The organism is Arthrobacter sp. TmtSoilC51, from assembly GCF_055388015.1.
The window spans coordinates 2,767,052-2,782,617 of sequence record NZ_AP035877.1 but is presented as its reverse complement, the minus strand read 5'-3'; the positions used below and the strand labels follow the sequence as shown (position 1 = coordinate 2,782,617).

General features: G+C 58.7%; 15 protein-coding genes. 4 read left to right on the top strand and 11 right to left on the bottom strand.

Features of this window, described 5'->3' with window-relative positions; translation table 11 throughout:
- Position 1 precedes the first annotated feature (1 nt).
- The 5 genes from ACZ5G6_RS12675 to ACZ5G6_RS12655 form a co-directional block, all read right to left on the bottom strand.
- A complete protein-coding gene (locus ACZ5G6_RS12675) occupies positions 2 to 871 on the bottom strand; it encodes an HpcH/HpaI aldolase/citrate lyase family protein (RefSeq protein ID WP_498685854.1) in 870 nt (289 codons plus the stop codon).
- Positions 868 to 1,395 (bottom strand): MaoC family dehydratase, encoded by a 528-nt coding sequence (locus tag ACZ5G6_RS12670; protein ID WP_402940818.1) that lies wholly within the window; start codon positions 1,393 to 1,395, stop codon positions 868 to 870. Before ACZ5G6_RS12670 ends, ACZ5G6_RS12675 begins: the two co-directional genes overlap by 4 nt.
- Positions 1,396 to 1,410: 15 nt before the next feature.
- Positions 1,411 to 2,574 carry an acyl-CoA dehydrogenase family protein gene (locus tag ACZ5G6_RS12665; RefSeq protein ID WP_498685853.1) on the bottom strand — a complete coding sequence of 388 codons (1,164 nt, stop codon included), beginning with the start codon at positions 2,572 to 2,574 and terminating at the stop codon, positions 1,411 to 1,413.
- Between the two features lie 108 nt (positions 2,575 to 2,682).
- Positions 2,683 to 4,848 (bottom strand): acetyl/propionyl/methylcrotonyl-CoA carboxylase subunit alpha, encoded by a 2,166-nt coding sequence (locus ACZ5G6_RS12660; RefSeq protein WP_498685852.1) that lies wholly within the window; start codon positions 4,846 to 4,848, stop codon positions 2,683 to 2,685.
- A gap of 7 nt (positions 4,849 to 4,855) precedes the next feature.
- Entirely contained in the window at positions 4,856 to 6,466 is a 1,611-nt protein-coding gene (locus tag ACZ5G6_RS12655; RefSeq protein ID WP_223932772.1) for a carboxyl transferase domain-containing protein, read from the bottom strand.
- A gap of 245 nt (positions 6,467 to 6,711) precedes the next feature.
- Here ACZ5G6_RS12655 and ACZ5G6_RS12650 point away from each other — a divergent pair, with 245 nt between their 5' ends.
- Positions 6,712 to 7,416: a FadR/GntR family transcriptional regulator gene (locus tag ACZ5G6_RS12650; RefSeq protein WP_223932771.1), complete on the top strand. Its 705-nt coding sequence runs from the start codon at positions 6,712 to 6,714 to the stop codon at positions 7,414 to 7,416.
- 18 nt (positions 7,417 to 7,434) lie between these two features.
- Here ACZ5G6_RS12650 and ACZ5G6_RS12645 read toward each other — a convergent pair whose 3' ends face one another.
- Genes ACZ5G6_RS12645 through ACZ5G6_RS12625 form a run of 5 tightly spaced genes read right to left on the bottom strand, consistent with a single transcriptional unit; the run spans position 7,435 to position 11,305 of the window.
- Positions 7,435 to 8,370 (bottom strand): cytochrome b/b6 domain-containing protein, encoded by a 936-nt coding sequence (locus ACZ5G6_RS12645; protein WP_223932770.1) that lies wholly within the window; start codon positions 8,368 to 8,370, stop codon positions 7,435 to 7,437.
- Between the two features lie 34 nt (positions 8,371 to 8,404).
- Positions 8,405 to 9,061, bottom strand: coding sequence for a 2-oxo acid dehydrogenase subunit E2 (locus ACZ5G6_RS12640; RefSeq protein ID WP_223937578.1), 657 nt, complete (start codon positions 9,059 to 9,061; stop codon positions 8,405 to 8,407).
- Between the two features lie 5 nt (positions 9,062 to 9,066).
- Positions 9,067 to 10,080 (bottom strand): alpha-ketoacid dehydrogenase subunit beta, encoded by a 1,014-nt coding sequence (locus ACZ5G6_RS12635; protein ID WP_223937577.1) that lies wholly within the window; start codon positions 10,078 to 10,080, stop codon positions 9,067 to 9,069.
- Between the two features lie 5 nt (positions 10,081 to 10,085).
- Entirely contained in the window at positions 10,086 to 11,063 is a 978-nt protein-coding gene (locus ACZ5G6_RS12630; RefSeq protein ID WP_498685851.1) for a thiamine pyrophosphate-dependent dehydrogenase E1 component subunit alpha, read from the bottom strand.
- A complete protein-coding gene (locus ACZ5G6_RS12625) occupies positions 11,060 to 11,305 on the bottom strand; it encodes a lipoyl domain-containing protein (protein ID WP_498685850.1) in 246 nt (81 codons plus the stop codon). The genes ACZ5G6_RS12630 and ACZ5G6_RS12625 overlap by 4 nt, the downstream gene beginning before the upstream one ends.
- Positions 11,306 to 11,450: 145 nt before the next feature.
- Here ACZ5G6_RS12625 and ACZ5G6_RS12620 point away from each other — a divergent pair, with 145 nt between their 5' ends.
- Both ACZ5G6_RS12620 and ACZ5G6_RS12615 read left to right on the top strand, forming a co-directional pair.
- On the top strand, positions 11,451 to 12,230 hold the full coding sequence (locus ACZ5G6_RS12620) for an electron transfer flavoprotein subunit beta/FixA family protein (RefSeq protein ID WP_498685849.1): 780 nt from the start codon (positions 11,451 to 11,453) through the stop codon (positions 12,228 to 12,230).
- 14 nt (positions 12,231 to 12,244) lie between these two features.
- Complete coding sequence (locus tag ACZ5G6_RS12615) at positions 12,245 to 13,210, top strand: electron transfer flavoprotein subunit alpha/FixB family protein (protein ID WP_498685848.1); 966 nt, start codon at positions 12,245 to 12,247, stop codon at positions 13,208 to 13,210.
- A gap of 100 nt (positions 13,211 to 13,310) precedes the next feature.
- On the opposite strand, the gene ACZ5G6_RS12610 is transcribed toward ACZ5G6_RS12615, so the two are convergent.
- Positions 13,311 to 14,009 carry a FadR/GntR family transcriptional regulator gene (locus ACZ5G6_RS12610; RefSeq protein WP_498685847.1) on the bottom strand — a complete coding sequence of 233 codons (699 nt, stop codon included), beginning with the start codon at positions 14,007 to 14,009 and terminating at the stop codon, positions 13,311 to 13,313.
- A 223-nt stretch (positions 14,010 to 14,232) separates the two neighbouring features.
- Between ACZ5G6_RS12610 and ACZ5G6_RS12605 the strand changes: the two genes are divergently transcribed.
- A complete protein-coding gene (locus tag ACZ5G6_RS12605) occupies positions 14,233 to 15,555 on the top strand; it encodes an aminotransferase family protein (RefSeq protein ID WP_498685846.1) in 1,323 nt (440 codons plus the stop codon).
- The last annotated feature ends 11 nt before the right edge of the window (positions 15,556 to 15,566 follow it).

Genomic DNA, 15,566 nt, shown 5'->3' with positions numbered 1-15,566 from the left:
TTCAGCTGCTGAGGTCCTGCTCGGTCGTTTGTGTTTGTTTGAACCGATGCAGGGTTGCCTCGGCATGCTTCAGGATCGGACCGTCGATCATTTTGCCGTCGAGCCGGAACACGCCATTTTCGGCCTTGGCCGCCGCTTCTAGGATCCTTTGTGCGGCTAGAACCTCAGTTTCGGAGGGCGCGTATGCAGCGCGCACTACATCTACTTGGTTCGGATGGATGCACGCTTTGAAACCGAAGCCCGAGGCGGCGGCATCGCCGGCTTCGACGGCCAGCCCGTCAAGGTCGAAGATATCCAAGTAGACCGAGTCGATTGCGGGCTTGCCAGCCGCCGCCGCTGCTATGAGCACAGAGGATCGTGCCTGGACCGCGACGTCCCGGTAGCTCCCGTTAGGGCGACGGCTTGATGTCCCACCGATAGATGCCAGCAAGTCTTCGGCGCCCCACATCATGGCCACTACGTTGGGCTCAGCAGCAATGGCGTTTGCATATGCCACGCCCGCGGCGGTCTCGCACAGAGCAACCACTCGGTAGCCATCCAGGACGCGGATCTGTGTGGTGTCCTCGGTTTTGGCCAGCATTATGGTGCGGTAGGGCGTGAGTGCTAGCCACTGCAGGTCCTTTTCAAAGTCTTCGGTGCCTACGCCACTTATCCGAACAATGGTCCTGTCGGGCTCCAGACCGTGGAATTGTCCATGATCGCTAAGCCGGGAGAGGATTTCCCGCCTTGCACCTACCCGATCTTCTGATGCCACGGCGTCTTCGAGGTCGAGAATGACCGCGTCTGAGCGGGCGGCGGCCTTGATGAACCGGTCAGGTCTGTCGGCTGGGCAAAACAGGAGTGCAGGGCCGGTAGATAATTCGATATTCATGAAAGCCGCCTGGAAGCTTTGTGAGCGTCTTCAGTCCACATGAGGGCGCTTCGTGTCGCTACGGCGACAGCAACCATGTGTTGATTTCTGCCGGTGTGTTTCATGACGGCGATCCCCTGCCCGGGCCTGGTGGCGGACAGCCGCTTTTCGAGGACAACGGTCTCGGTGTACAGCGTGTCCCCGTGAAAGAGCGGATGAGGGAAGGAAACGTCGGTCAGCCCTAGCTGGGCAATGATGGTTCCCTGCGTTAATTGAGTTACAGACTGTCCCACCATTGTGGCCAGGGTAAACATGGAGTTGATCAGTCTTTGACCAAGGGGCTGCTGGGCGCTCCATGCGGCGTCCAAGTGAAGAGGCTGGGTATTCATTGTCATGGTGGTAAAGAGCACGTTGTCTGTTTCGGTGACGGTTCGGCCTGGGCGGTGGGCATAGGTGACGCCCAGGTCGAGTTCATCAAAGTACAGCCCACGTTGTTCGACGAGTGGGGGAGCGTGCCCGGGTGAGGGCACAGGGATCTGCGTCATGGTTCTATCGCTCCGCTACAGACCGAGTTCACGGGCGATGAGCATCAGCTGGACTTCAGTGGTACCTTCGCCTACCTCCAGGATTTTGGAGTCTCGGTAGTGTCGAGCTACGGCGAATTCGTTGATGAAGCCGTAGCCGCCGAACACCTGGGTAGCATCTCGCGCGTTGTCCATGGCTGCCTCGCCTGCAACCAGCTTGGCGATAGCAGCTTCGGTCTTAAAGGGTTTGCCGGCTAGCATCCTGGCGGCGGCATCGTAGTACGCAAGGCGCGCTGTGTGGGCTCTGGCCTGCATACGCGCGATTTTGAACTGGATGGCTTGGTACTTGCCGATGTTCTGTCCGAATGCGCTGCGTTCCTTGGCGTACTTCACGGACAGGTCCACGCATCCTTGGGCTGCACCGGTGGCCAGTGCAGCGATCGCGATTCGGCCCTCATCCAGGATAGCGAGGAAGTTTGCGTAGCCGCGTCCTTCCTCTCCAAGCAAATTCGACTCAGGTACCCGGACGTCCTTCAGTGTTAGAGGGTGCGTATCCGAAGCGTTCCAGCCAACCTTGTTGTACGCCTTTTCGGCGGTGAACCCTGGTGTGTTGGTGGGGACCAGGATGGTGGAGATTTCTTTCTTCGTGGCGCCGTCCTCGCGCTCCCGTTGGCCGGTGACAGCGGTGACCGTGACGAGCCGGGTGATGTCCGTTCCGGAGTTCGTGATGAACTCTTTGTTACCGTTGATCACCCATTGGCCTCCATCACGGTGGGCGTGGGTTCGGGTGCCGCCGGCATCCGAACCGGCCTCCGGCTCTGTGAGCCCGAATCCTGCCAGTGCTCGTCCGGACGTCAGCTTAGGCAGCCATTCGTTCTTCTGGTCCTCAGTTCCAAAACGGAAAATCGGCATGGCGCCGAGCGAGACGCCGGCCTCCAAGGTGATGGCTACAGACTGGTCCACTCGCGCGAGTTCTTCCAGAGCAAGGGCGAGTGCGAAGTAGTCGCCGCCCATGCCCCCATATTCTTCAGGAAAGGGGAGCCCGAAGAGGCCCATATCCGCCATCTGGGAAACTACGTCGTACGGAAAGCTGTGTTCCTCGTCGTGTTTGCTTGATACGGGAGCGACGACTTCATCGGCGAAGTCCGCCACCGTCTTCCGGAGTTCTTGGTACTCCTCGCTGAGTTCAAAATCGACCATTTTTGATTCCCTTCTTATTATCTTCTGTCTGCGTTTTGTTTACAGCGCGTGAGTTGAGCTGTTGCGTCCGGCTGCGTCTAAGGAAGAAGTGCCATCCGGTGTGAAGTTCTAAGAGTCAACGGCTTGTGGACCGCGGACCGTCGCCAAAATCTGGTTCGCCCTGACCAGTGCACCGGTGTGCGCGTTTATTTGGACGGTTCCGTCTTGCGGGGCCAGTAGTTGATGTTCCATCTTCATGGCTTCCACGGAGAGGAGGACTTGGCCGGCAACGACTTCTTCGCCGGTACTGACTGCTACAGATACGACAGTTCCCGGCATGGGGGACCGGACTTCGGGGTCTACCGTGCCCTCCGCTCGTCGGATGCTTCCTAGCATCCGGTCGAGGCGGGCCTGACGCGTCAGAATATCCATGCGGCAGGCCCAGCCGTGTTCGCCCAGATACAACGCGGTCGGGTAGTTGATTACTTGTTGTTGATACGAGCTGTTGGTGATGGTAGCGATGGAGTACTTACGGACTTCGCCGTTGTAGCTCAGCAAAATGGCATCGTCGCCCAGCTGGGAGAGAGTAGCGGTATGCGGCGGACCGTTGTCCACGCTTACCTCGAACTCGCTGCCATTGCAGTCCCCGTGGGTGACTGACACAGTCCTCACCTCACCACTGGAAGCACTTAGACTAATGCGCCGTGGCGCGTGCTCTCCCAAGCGCCAGCCTGTGGGTTGGGTCCAAACGTCGGCTTCCAACGCCGGTCGGCCGGCGTCCATCGCGACCAGGTACAGGGCTGTCGCCACAAATTCTCTGTCGGCAGCTGCCCTGAAGGAGAACCCCGGCATCTTGCGTTCGATAAGTTCCGTATCGAGCTTTCCTGCCCGGACCTCGGCGTCGTTGATCAGCAGGCGCAGATACTCCACATTGGTCTCGACGCCAAGTAGCCTGTAGCCCGAGAGTGCGTCATCGAGGGTATCGAGCGCCGACTCACGGTCCTCGCCCCAGGCGATTACTTTGGAGATCATCGGGTCGTAATGGGGTGATATTTCAAGGCCGGGCAGCAGGGCTGAATCGATCCGAACTTCACCTTTCGCCTCTGCCCCGGCTGCCGTCCAAGTTGCCGGTTCGTGTAAGAGCTGAACCGTGCCGGTTGACGGTAAGAAGTTCTGCTCGGGGTTTTCCGCGTAGATCCGGGCCTCGACGGCGTGACCCTTGAGTTCGACATCGGATTGCGACAAAGTAAGTTCTTCACCGGCGGCGATCCTTACCTGCCATTCGACGAGGTCCACTCCGGTGACCATTTCCGTGACGGGGTGTTCCACCTGCAGCCGGGTGTTCATCTCCATGAAGAAGAACTCGTCCGGAGCATCATTGGAGACGATAAATTCGACAGTACCTGCACCGCTGTAGTCGACGCTGCGCGCCGCTTGGCAGGCCGCTTCCCCGATCCGAGCGCGGACGGCTTCCCCATCGTGAAGTCCTCCAAGCAGCGGCGAGGGGGCTTCTTCGATGACTTTCTGATGGCGGCGCTGCAGCGAACATTCGCGTTCGCCTAGATGGATCACGTTGCCGTGATTGTCGGCCAGGATTTGGACCTCGATGTGCCTGGGAGTGCGGACCAGACGCTCAAGGAAGAGAGTGTCATCACCGAAAGCACTGGCTGCGACGCGGCGGGCAGTAGCCAGGGTAGCCGGCAGGTCCGCTGGATCTTCGACAACGTGCATGCCTTTGCCGCCACCACCCGCGGAGGGCTTGATCAGCAGCGGAAATCCGACAGCAGCTGCTTCGTCGATGAGTTGTCCGTCTGTCATACCGGGCTGCGCGATGCCTGGGACGACTGGAACGCCGTAACCGGCAACATGATTCTTGGAACGGATTTTGTCGCCCATGACGTTTAGCGATTCGACTCCGGGACCAATGAAGGCGATGCCGGCCGCTTGAAGTTCACGGGCGAAGTCGACGTTTTCGCTGAGGAATCCATACCCAGGGTGCACAGCGTCGACGCCGGATTCCCGGCAGGCTCGGATTACGGCGCCAATGTTCAGGTAGCTCTCAGTGACAGAGGCGGGGCCGATCCGCACCGCTCGATCTGCCTCTTGCACATGCCGGGCATGGGAGTCAGCATCGCTATACACAGCTACTGACTGGATGCCCAAGGACCGCAGGGTCCGGATGATGCGGCAGGCTATCTCACCACGGTTGGCAATGAGCACAGTTTCGAAGAGGGGTCTAGTTGAGCCGATGCCGGTGGGATTGTGAGCGGAAGAGGTGAGTGAGGGATGAGTCATTGTGGGCTCACATTCTGAAGAGACCGAAGGAGGTCTCCGGCAGTTGTTGGCGGGAGACGACGTCCAGGGCCATCCCCAGGACACGGCGGGTGTCAGCGGGATCGATGATGCCGTCGTCCCAGAGACGTGCGGTGGAGTAGTAGGGGCTTCCCTGGTCTTCGTATTGCTGTTTGATGGGGGCTTTGAAGGCTTCCTCGTCCTCGGTGGACCATTCCTGGCCGGCCGCCTCGTACTGGTCCCTTTTGACCGTGGCGAGGACGCTGGAGGCCTGGTTTCCGCCCATCACAGAAATACGGGCGGCCGGCCACATCCACATAAACCGCGGCGAGTACGCCCGCCCGCACATGGAGTAGTTGCCGGCCCCGAAGGAACCACCGATCACTACAGTCAGTTTCGGCACGCGTGCCGTAGCTACGGCGGTGACCATTTTTGCGCCGTTCTTGGCGATGCCGCCTTGTTCGACGTCTTTGCCCACCATGAAGCCGGAGAGGTTCTGCAGGAAGATCAGGGGAATGCCGCGTTGATCGCAGAGCTCGATGAAGTGGGCGCCTTTGAGCGACGATTCGCTGAAGAGGACGCCGTTGTTGGCCACGATGCCCACTGGATGGCCGTGCAGGTGCGCGAAGCCGGTCACCAGGGTGGTGCCGTAGTTCTTCTTGAACTCGTGGAATTCGGATCCATCAACCAGCCTGGCAATGACTTCGCGGACGTCGTACTGGGCGTTGACGTCCGTGGGAACCACGCCGTAGATCTCTGAAGGATCGACGACGGGCGGCAGGACGACGTCGGACACGTCCCAGGCCGGCTGCGCCGGCTTCGGCAACGTCGCTACGATGTCCCGGACAATTTCCAGCGCGTGCTGATCGTTCTCGGCCAGGTGGTCCGTTACGCCGGAAATCCGCGAGTGAACGTCGCCGCCGCCCAGGTCCTCGGCGCTGACAATCTCACCAATGGCTGCTTTGACCAAGGGCGGGCCACCCAGAAAGATCGTGCCCTGGTTCCGGACGATGACCGTCTCATCGCTCATTGCAGGTACATAGGCGCCGCCGGCCGTGCACGATCCCATGACAGAGGCGATCTGCGGGATCTTGGCTGCGGACATTTTGGCCTGATTGAAGAAGATCCGGCCGAAGTGCTCTTTATCCGGGAAAACCTCATCCTGCTTCGGTAGGAAAGCTCCGCCGGAGTCCACGAGGTAGATGCAGGGAAGCTTGTTCTCCAAGGCGATTTCCTGGGCCCGGAGGTGCTTCTTCACGGTCATGGGATAGTAGGTACCGCCCTTGACGGTGGCGTCATTGGAAATCACCAGAACATGGCGACCATGGACCAGGCCAATACCTGCGATAACCCCGGCACCTGGCGAATCATCGTTGTACATGCCATTCGCAGCCAGAGGCGCGATCTCAAGGAACGGGCTGCCGTCATCGAGCAAGTAGTCGATGCGTTCCCTCGGCAGCAGTTTCCCGCGGGAGATGTGCCGCTCACGCGACTTGGCTGGGCCGCCGAGGGCCGCCGTGGCCAACTTGGACCGGAGCGTGGCTACGAGATCCCGTTGTGCAGCATGATTTGTGGCATATGTTACATCGACGAAATCTGCTGAGCTTTGCAAGGCATGCATGCACATCTTCCATTCCACATAGGTTTCTTGCCCCAAATGGGGGCTTCCTTCACGTCTTTTCGAAAGCCACTGGAGAGCTTTCCGGAGAGATGCTGTGAGGGGCGACTGATACTCAACTACTTCGGTATCACCGCTTTACAAATTGGTACTACCACTCTACGAGTTGTGGACCCGGTGTCAAGAGCTCTGAAGTGGCTACCTATAGAATCGGAGGGTCCGCCAAGAGGTGAATGAGGTAAGGGCCGATGACAATACATGATGGGGAAGTCCACTCCCTCGCCAGCGTCTTCGCGAACGACCCAGTCTCTGCAGCTCTCGCGCGGCTCATTAGGGAACTGCGTCCTGGCGATCGACTTCCTAGTGAACGCGACCTTGCCCTTGAACTGGGAGTGAGTAGGACGGCGTTACGCGACCGTTTGGGGGTGCTCGAGGGTTTGGGAATCCTGCGGCGCCGTACCGGGTCGGGAACATTTGTTGAGACTCTAAACCCAGATGCTCTGGCACTGGCTCTGAACTTGGCCATTGCTTCGTCGCACCTTCCGGTATCTGCTCTTGAATCTGTCCGGATCGCGCTAGAGCGGCAAGCGGGCCGTGAAGCGGCTACATCATCGGATCCCGTCCTTGTTGCTTATATGCAGCGCGCCATTAACACGATGGCATCCACAGATGTCCGAGCAGACGTCATGGATGCCGATCTCGCATTCCACCAGTCCCTTCTTAGGGCGGCAGGGAATCCCGCACTGTCCTTCTTTGCTGAAGCACTCTCTGATGTCTTCGCCCAAGACCTCGCATACCGCAGCGCGCGTCTAAACAGCACGAGACTCACTGACTCCGTCCAAACCTTGTTGGTCGAGCACCATCAGAGGATCCATGACGCAATCGTTGCCGGTGATCCTTCTGCTGCGATGCAGGCAATCGATGACCATTTCGACGCCCTTCGCATCAGTTGAAGCATTCCTGGCCAGCTTCTAACGGGTGACCGACCCTGTCATAGCGGCCACCGGGCGCAGGAACAGAGGTCGCGCCAATCCCCACGCGGCGACCATAGCGGCCAGGGAAGCGGAGAAAATCCAGAAACCAACCCAGCTTTCACCGTCCTGTGCGGCGTACATATGGTTTAGGTTTCGCAGCGTACCCGTGGCCAAAACCAGAGTCACGTGAACAGCAATGAACGAAACCAGATAGAACATCACCCAAAGATGCACCTTGCGGCAGATCTCCATGGGGAGAATGCGACTCAATATGGCGGGGGCCTTTGTCCAGGCCGGGGACATTCGTAGGCCTGTCACTATGGATAGAGGTGAAGCAACGAAAACTGTTGTGAAGTACGCCAACAGTTGCAGCGAGTTGTAGTTGTTCCAGCCGTTCTCCACAGGCCAATTTAGAGAAATGTACTGCAGGGCAGCTGACGCCGCGTTGGGCACGACGTCCCACCCCGTGGGTACAAGCCGCATCCAGTGCCCCGTCGCGAAGATGAGAACGAAAAACACGGCACCGTTGAGTACCCAGAGCGCATCAAGGGAGAGATGAAACCAAAGGTCCAGGCTGATCTTTGTGAGCCCCTTCTGGGACTTCTTCGACCAAATCAGTCTCTTGGGTGTCCAGTACGCAGGCGGTTTGCTTCGAGTTCGAACAAGCCACCCTGATCGGATGATCAGTACGATCAGCAAAGAGTTGAGGAAGTGCTGCCATCCCACCCACGCCGGAATACCTGGTTGCGCTCCTTCGGGCTGGTGCGACTCACCGGGATACGCCGCGATGAAATCTTGTATCGGGCTCATCTCGCGGAGCCACAGTCCCAACAGGACGAATACAAGCAGGATGCCGAGAGCCAGCGCAACCCTGCCTGTTATGTGAACCCAGCGTCGCCTGGCTGTGGGTGGGGCTTTGGACTTAGTAGACATGACAGATTCTCCGTGCTTCCGTGAACCGCGGCAGTTAGCGGATTCCCGAGGATTCAATGAGTCGACAGAGTTCCAAGGTGTAGTCTCCTGCGGTGGCTCCATCAATTACACGATGGTCGAACGTTACGGTGACGTTCGAGAGTGTCCGAACAACCACTGCACCGTCACGGACCACAGGGCGTTGGACAGCCCGGTGGACCCCAATAATTGCAGTCTGAGGATGGCTGATGAGCGGAGTCGCCAAGACCCCGCCTCGTTTCCCGGGGCTGGTGAGCGTGACTGTTGCCCCGGTCATGTCAGCTGGAGTGAGCTTGCCGTCGCGTGCGAGTGCAGCCAGCCGTCGAATCTCTTCCTGGATATCGTCGACTTTTCGGTTTCCTACGTTGCGAATCACCGGGACCATGAGGCCGCGTGGGGTATCTACGGCTATGGCCACGTTGCACTCGTCGAAGCAGACAATTTCCGAGTCCACGACATGGGCGTTGAAGTAGGGGTACGTGGCAGAAAGTTGTCCGATTGACGAGCAGGTGATGGCCACGATCCTGCTGAGATCAACCTCAGTGACGTCACATTCCTCGACAACGTGGACACCCGGGATTTGTGTGTGTGACAGGACCATGCGGTCTGAAATGATTTTGCGGATCCCCGAAATTTTAATGCGACGTTCCCCGGGAGCCGTCGTCGTACTCATATCGGTCACGCTGCGCCTCCCTCTGCGGGAACGGCAGTGGACCTGGCGATCGCGTTCCTTCCGTGTGCCTTACTGACCGCGGCTGCGATGTTTTCGATGCTAGGAACGAAAGCCGCTTCCAACTGTGCCGCGAAGGGAACGGGGGTGTGGGGTGGCTCCACGAAGTCGACAGTGAAACTTGGGAGACCGTCCACCGCACGGATCAGTTGTGCGCAAATTTCGGACGCCGGACCCGCGACAGGCCAGGACTCTTCGGCTATGACCAGGCGGCCTGTTCGTTGCACCGACTTCAGAATGGTGGAAATATCCAAAGGGGCCATCGACCGGGTATCAATAAGCTCAACGTCGATGCCTTCGGCCGCTAAAGCCTTGGCAGCTCGAAGTGCGCGGGAGACCATCAAGCCTGAGGCTACGACAGTGACGTCATTCCCGGGCCGCCGTATGCTTGCTGTTCCTATTTCGATGCTCAGCTGTGTGTCCACCTCTGCCCGTGCACCGTGGAGCAGACTCATGTGTTCGAGGAAGACGACCGGATTGTCATCTTGAATAGCTGCGCGCATCAGAGAGTAGGCATCCTGTGGACTGGTCGGGATGACGATCTTCAAGCCGGGAAAGCCCATCAGCATGCCAATGCACGACTCGGCATGGCCGCGGTGCGGCCCAATCCCAAATTTCGCCCTCACGACAAGGGGAACGGTAACCCCGGACCGGGTGCGATAAGCCACCGATGCGCCTTCAAGAGCCAGCGGCGTCATGGTGAGGGCGAGGAATTCAGCAAACATGAGGTCGATAATGGGGCGGCTGCCGGCCATTGCTGCCCCCACAGCACTGCCAACCATGGACGCCTCAGAGATGGGCGCATCAATGAGTCGGCCGGCGGGACCGAACCGTTCCCACAACCCCTTTGTTGACTGCATTGGACCCTCGAAGATCCCAATGTCTTGCCCCAGAAGGTACACAGAATCGTCTGTGTCCATTGCATCGCCGATCGCCGCAACGATGGCTTCACTGATGGTCATCCTGGTCACGATGCGATTCTCCAGTCCTCGGCAAAGGCCGACGGGTTCAGTACCAAGTTCTCTGTCGGCGGAGCATCTTTGGCCGCCGCAACAATGTCATTCATTTCCGCCATCAGGGACAGCGTCTCCGAGGCAGCTTCGTCGGCCCCTAATTCGCCAGCAACAATCAGCTTCTGCTCGAAGCGTGTGATGGGATCCAGCTTCTCCCAAGCGGCCACTTCGTCTCTTGTTCGATATGTCTCCGGATCATTCATGTAGTGCCCTCCCATCCGGTAGGTGAGCGCGTGGATCAAAGTAGGACCTCCGCCCTCGCGTGCCCGCGCGACCGCTGTGGCGCGGGCACTGATCACTGCCTCGAGATCGTTGCCGTCAACGTCAACGACCTCAAGTCCCAAAGCCTTTGCCCGGTCAGATACTGTCCCCCCGGCAATGGCAGTGGTCGCCGGAAGAGAGGTGGCGTACTGGTTGTTTTGGCAAATGAAAACCAGCGGCAGCTGCAGCATGGATGCAAGATTCATTGACTCAGCCACAATGCCCGCGTTCGCGGTGCCGTCGCCGAATGCACAGACGGCGACGTTTTTCAGGTGTCGCTGCTGCAGATGGAGCGCGGCTCCGGTTGCGTACGCGACGGTGGTTCCGAGCGAACCAGAGAACATCCCGATAAAGCGCTCACTGGGAGTGGGACAGATGTCCCCGCGCCAGTTTCCCCCCGAATTGCTACCATCCGTGCCGAAGACCCCGGCAGCCAGCTCGGCCGGATCACTGCCACGCATGAGGCTAACGGCGCAAGCACCGCGGAAGTGAGGTGCGACGATATCGTCTGCTTCAAGTTGGGCGAAACCTCCGATGAAGACCGCTTCTTCGCCGCGGGCCTCATGCCAATGGTTGTTGTGCCGGCACATGGCTTGATCGAAAGCACGACCCCGGACCATCGCCCGCCACAGGTTCATTCGGCCCTCTGGTGTTCCGTGGTCAAAGCTCATGATGCCTGCACATCAATCAAACCGATGACCTGGCCAAGGCGGACAATGTCCTCGGGCTCACAATCCTGGCTCGCAAGCACGCCGGCCACGGTTGACTCGATTTCGAGGTTGACCTTGTCGGTCATGACCTCGGCGATTGCTTCACCGACAGCGACGGAGTCTCCGACCTCCTTCAGCCAAGCAGCGAATACAGCCTCTTCAACTCCGTCGCCTAGGTCATTAATAGACACCTGAGCACTCATGTGACACGTCCTTTCCGTTCGAAGTCGCCGCGTGTAGAGTGGTACCACCGCCTGACGAATTGGTATCACCACTCTACGAGACGTGAGCTTTCTGTCAAGGGCCTCGTCTCGACGCCATCGCGGGCCATACACGAAGGAGTGTTCATTGAAGATCATCGTGCTCATCAAGCAAGTTCCGGATACCTCCGACGAACGATCGCTCGATATGGCCACCGGCCGCATTGAACGAAGTCCGGACAGTTGCGTCGTCGACGAGATAAGCGAGCGGGCGCTCGAAATGGCTCTGCGATTCAAGGACGCTGACAAAAAAACTGAAGTTGTAGCGATGTCGGTCGGGCCGCGGCAGGCTAACGCGGCACTGCGCAAGTGCCTGTCAACAGGAGCGGATTCGGCCATTCATGTCTGCGACGACGGACTTATCGGAGCTGACTCAGTCTGGACTTCCCAGGTCATCTCAACTGCTCTGCGCGACTCCACATTTGACCTCGTAATCGCCGGAAGCCAGTCCACAGACGGCTGGACCGGAGCGGTGCCGGCCATGATTGCCGAGTACCTGGGCCTGCCTTTGCTCGGCTTCGTCGACGATGTGGAAGTCTCGGCACATCTTGTCAGCGGTCAACGCCACGGAGATGGAACAGTCATGAAACTGCATACGACGCTGCCGGCCCTCGTGACAGTCACAGAACGCTCGCCTGAAGTACGCTTTCCAAACTTTAAGGGCATTCTGTCGGGCAAGCGGAAATCCATCACGAACCTTTCCCTCGCTGACTTGGGCCTGGTGGCATCGGACCGTAACGGGAGCGGCCAATCGGTCGTCGTGTCCACCAACGCCAAGCCGGGAAGGACTGCCGGTAAAAAGATCGTCGATGATGGCGCGGCCGCCAACGATCTGGCCGAATTTCTTATCTCCAGCAAACTCATTTGAAAGAGGAAGCGACGATGCCCAACGTACTAGTGTCAGTTGACACTTCTCCCGAAGGAAAACTCAGCCGGAGCACCCGGGAGGTCCTCGCTGCGGCTTCGCAGCTAGGCTCGCCGGTGGCCGTTCTGGTCGCTTCAAGACCCATAGAGGACAGTGTCGTCGCGGAGCTGGGCAACCTCGGAGCCGAACACGTATTCGCGGCTTACTGCGAGGACGCCGAATCTCTCCTGTTGGCACCTCAGTTGGAGGCGCTGCACCTGGCAGTGGAACACTTTAAGCCTTTAGCAGTTCTTTTGGCCGCTACTCCAGGAGGGCGGGAACTCGCTGGCCGTCTCACAGTCCGCACGAAGGGCGGACTGATCGCCGATGCGGTCGACCTGCAGCTCACTGACGGAACAATAATTGCCACGCACGCTGTTTTCGGAGGATCCTACGCGGTTGAGTCCACGGTTGCCGACGGCCTACCGGTAATAACGCTCCGAGAAGGAGCGATCGAAACACAGGCAAGGCCGGCTACGCCTGCCATGACCACGGCAACGGTACTTTGCGAAAAGAGCAAATCAGTGGTCATCGATGGCTCCTCTGCAATGACAGTTTCCAGTCGCCCAGAACTGCGTGCTGCGACTAAAGTCGTCTCAGGTGGCCGAGGCCTGGCCTCCAAAGAGAATTTCTTGCTCGTCGAGCAGCTTGCCGATGCACTCGGAGCAGCCGTTGGCGCTTCCCGGGCAGCTGTTGACGCTGGTTTTGTCGGCCGTGACTCGCAAGTTGGCCAAACCGGAGTCAGCGTGACCCCGGACCTGTACGTGGCGCTGGGAATTTCCGGAGCGATCCAACATCGGGCCGGTATGCAAACCGCGAAGACGATCGTAGCCATCAACTCGGATCCGGATGCGCCCATCTTCGATATTGCTGATTTCGGTGTTGTTGGAGATGTCTTTTCCTTGGTTCCGAAGCTGATCGAGACCATCAATTCCCGCCGCTGAAAAGACAACGCCATCCGGCAGGCTTCACCTCTCGAAGTCTGCCGGATGGACAACAAATCTGGATGCACCGGCCAGCTTTCCGGTCACGGCTGTCGCGATGCTAGTGGGCCGGCTCCAAGCGAATGAAATGATGGTTTACCGCTGCCATCGCTCGCTCTGGGTCCCGGGCGAGAATAGCTTCGTGGATTTCACGATGTGCATCCAAAAAAAACTCAGTGGAGCTCTGGGAACCTTCTCCGGCAAGCGCCTGGCTGGAGCGCGTCTTGACATCTTGAGTAAGAACGCCAGCTATGGCGTCCGCGAAGAAGGTCAAGGCGGGATTGGAGGCGGACCGGAGCAGCGCCTGGTGGAATTGCCTATCAGCCTCATCCCTCGTTGCCTGATCTTGCGCTGACGCCATAAGGTCCAAAGCGCGATGCATATAGGCGACAAGCACCGGGTCAGCACTCGTCGCAGCCTCCATCGCCGCCTGTCGCTCCAGCGCAATGCGTACCGACTCCAGCGCCTTGAGCGGGAGTTGGGCGGAACTGATGCCCAAATTCAGGGCCATCGATACGGAGGCCGGATTGAACTCCTGCACATAAGTGCCCGAGCCGGGCCGACGTTCCAGTATGCCCAAGCCTTCAAGGACACCCAACCGGTCACGCAACGCGGTTCTACCGACGGCAAGCTGCTTGGTGAGTTCTCGTTCCGTCGGCAATTTATCGCCAGGCTTGAGGCTCTTAACAATGTCCGAGAGCGCAGCAACGAGCGGGTCTTCCTGAGCAAGTGCGTCAAAAGGATCTTTCGCCGGCTCCAAGGCCGGTTCTACCAGTTGTGACATGAACCCTTCAGCTCTCCAGTCGGCCCGCACTCCGCGGGCAGCTCCAGTTGTTGGATGATCGGTCGAATCTACCCCAATCATAGCAACCACGGTCTACCAAATTAAAAAATTGGTGATACCGACCACAAATTGGTAACACCAGGGTTAGACTGGGTTTCATCGGCCCTAGTGGGCTAGGACACAATCAGGAGGTTTTCGAGTGGACCCCGCAACGATGACTCACGAGGACACCAGAGTCTTCCACCGTGATGTCACCAACGTACCCGTCCGGGTAGAGCGCGCTGAAGGCGTGCATATCTGGGACGAGGCTGGAAATCGCCTCCTAGACGCATCTTCGGGCCTCAACGTCGTTGTCAACATTGGCTACGGCGTACAGGAGGTCCTTGACGCCATGCAGAAGCAGGCCGCCCTGGTAACCTTCTGCGGCGGATTTACCAGCGCACCACAGGAGGAGTTGGCCAGAGTTCTTGCCAACATGGCCCCCGGGGACCTCAACCACGTTCGCTTCACATCGGGGGGAGCTGAGGCGACAGAGACAGCCATCAAGCTGGCCCGTCATTACTTTGTCGAAATCGGCCAGCCCTCCAAGTGGAAAATCATCAGCCGATGGAAGAGCTTTCACGGCAACACTTTGGGGGCCCTTGCTGCCTCCGGTTACACGGCGCGACGGCTGGAGTACACCCCGTATCTCAGTAACTTCCCGCACATTTCGCCAGCTTATGACCTGGCAGCAGCCGAGGAACTCGAGGCTGCGATTCTCAACGAAGGACCCGATGAGATAGCAGCTTTCATAGCCGAGCCTGTGGTGGGCTCAGCCGACCTTGCCCGGATACCTCCCGAGGGCTACTTCAAGCGTGTCAGGGAGATCTGCGATAAGTACGACGTTCTCTTCATAGCCGACGAGGTTTTGTGCGGCATTGGCCGCACCGGCAAGAACTTCGCGATTGATCACTGGAATGTGACACCGGACATGATCATCTTCGGCAAGGGCGTCTCCAGCGGTTACACCCCCTTGGGCGGGGTCATCACAACTGACGGTATCTACGATGCAGTCTCAGAAGGATCGGGACTTTTCGACCATGGCTACACATACAGCGGCAACCCCCTTTCGTGCGCGGTTGGCCTAGCTGTGCTGAATTACCTCAACGAGCACCAGCTGGTCGAACGTTCCGCAGAGACAGGTCAATACCTCCTGAATTCGCTTCGGCGGGCCTTGGCAGAGAGCCCGATGGTCGGAGAAATCTCCGGACTGGGGATGCTCACAGGTATTGAGCTGGTTTCAGACAAATCAACACGCACTCCTTTTGCCGCAGCGAAGCGAATCGGAGCAAGGATCGGCAAAGCAACCCGTGACCGGGGTGTGCTCATCAACCCGGGTTTCGGGGCACCCAGTCTTCCCACGGACCCCGAACGGATTGGCGTCTGCCCGTCATTTATTTTCACCAGGGAACACGTCGACGAAGCCGTAGCCGCCCTCTCCGCTGCAATCATGCAGATCGCCCAAGAAGAAGGTCTCGCTTAGTTCCCTGCCTT

Excerpts from the sequence above, each read along its gene's own strand:
- ACZ5G6_RS12670 (WP_402940818.1), bottom strand. The coding sequence starts at position 1,395 with ATGACGCAGATCCCTGTGCCCTCACCCGGGCACGCTCCCCCACTCGTC.
- ACZ5G6_RS12625 (WP_498685850.1), bottom strand. The coding sequence starts at position 11,305 with ATGAGTGCTCAGGTGTCTATTAATGACCTAGGCGACGGAGTTGAAGAG.
- ACZ5G6_RS12635 (WP_223937577.1), bottom strand. The coding sequence starts at position 10,080 with ATGACCATCAGTGAAGCCATCGTTGCGGCGATCGGCGATGCAATGGAC.
- ACZ5G6_RS12630 (WP_498685851.1), bottom strand. The coding sequence starts at position 11,063 with ATGAGCTTTGACCACGGAACACCAGAGGGCCGAATGAACCTGTGGCGG.
- ACZ5G6_RS12665 (WP_498685853.1), bottom strand. The coding sequence starts at position 2,574 with ATGGTCGATTTTGAACTCAGCGAGGAGTACCAAGAACTCCGGAAGACG.
- ACZ5G6_RS12640 (WP_223937578.1), bottom strand. The coding sequence starts at position 9,061 with ATGAGTACGACGACGGCTCCCGGGGAACGTCGCATTAAAATTTCGGGG.
- ACZ5G6_RS12655 (WP_223932772.1), bottom strand. The coding sequence starts at position 6,466 with ATGCATGCCTTGCAAAGCTCAGCAGATTTCGTCGATGTAACATATGCC.
- ACZ5G6_RS12650 (WP_223932771.1), top strand. The coding sequence starts at position 6,712 with ATGACAATACATGATGGGGAAGTCCACTCCCTCGCCAGCGTCTTCGCG.
- ACZ5G6_RS12660 (WP_498685852.1), bottom strand. The coding sequence starts at position 4,848 with ATGACTCATCCCTCACTCACCTCTTCCGCTCACAATCCCACCGGCATC.
- ACZ5G6_RS12675 (WP_498685854.1), bottom strand. The coding sequence starts at position 871 with ATGAATATCGAATTATCTACCGGCCCTGCACTCCTGTTTTGCCCAGCC.
- ACZ5G6_RS12645 (WP_223932770.1), bottom strand. The coding sequence starts at position 8,370 with ATGTCTACTAAGTCCAAAGCCCCACCCACAGCCAGGCGACGCTGGGTT.
- ACZ5G6_RS12615 (WP_498685848.1), top strand. The coding sequence starts at position 12,245 with ATGCCCAACGTACTAGTGTCAGTTGACACTTCTCCCGAAGGAAAACTC.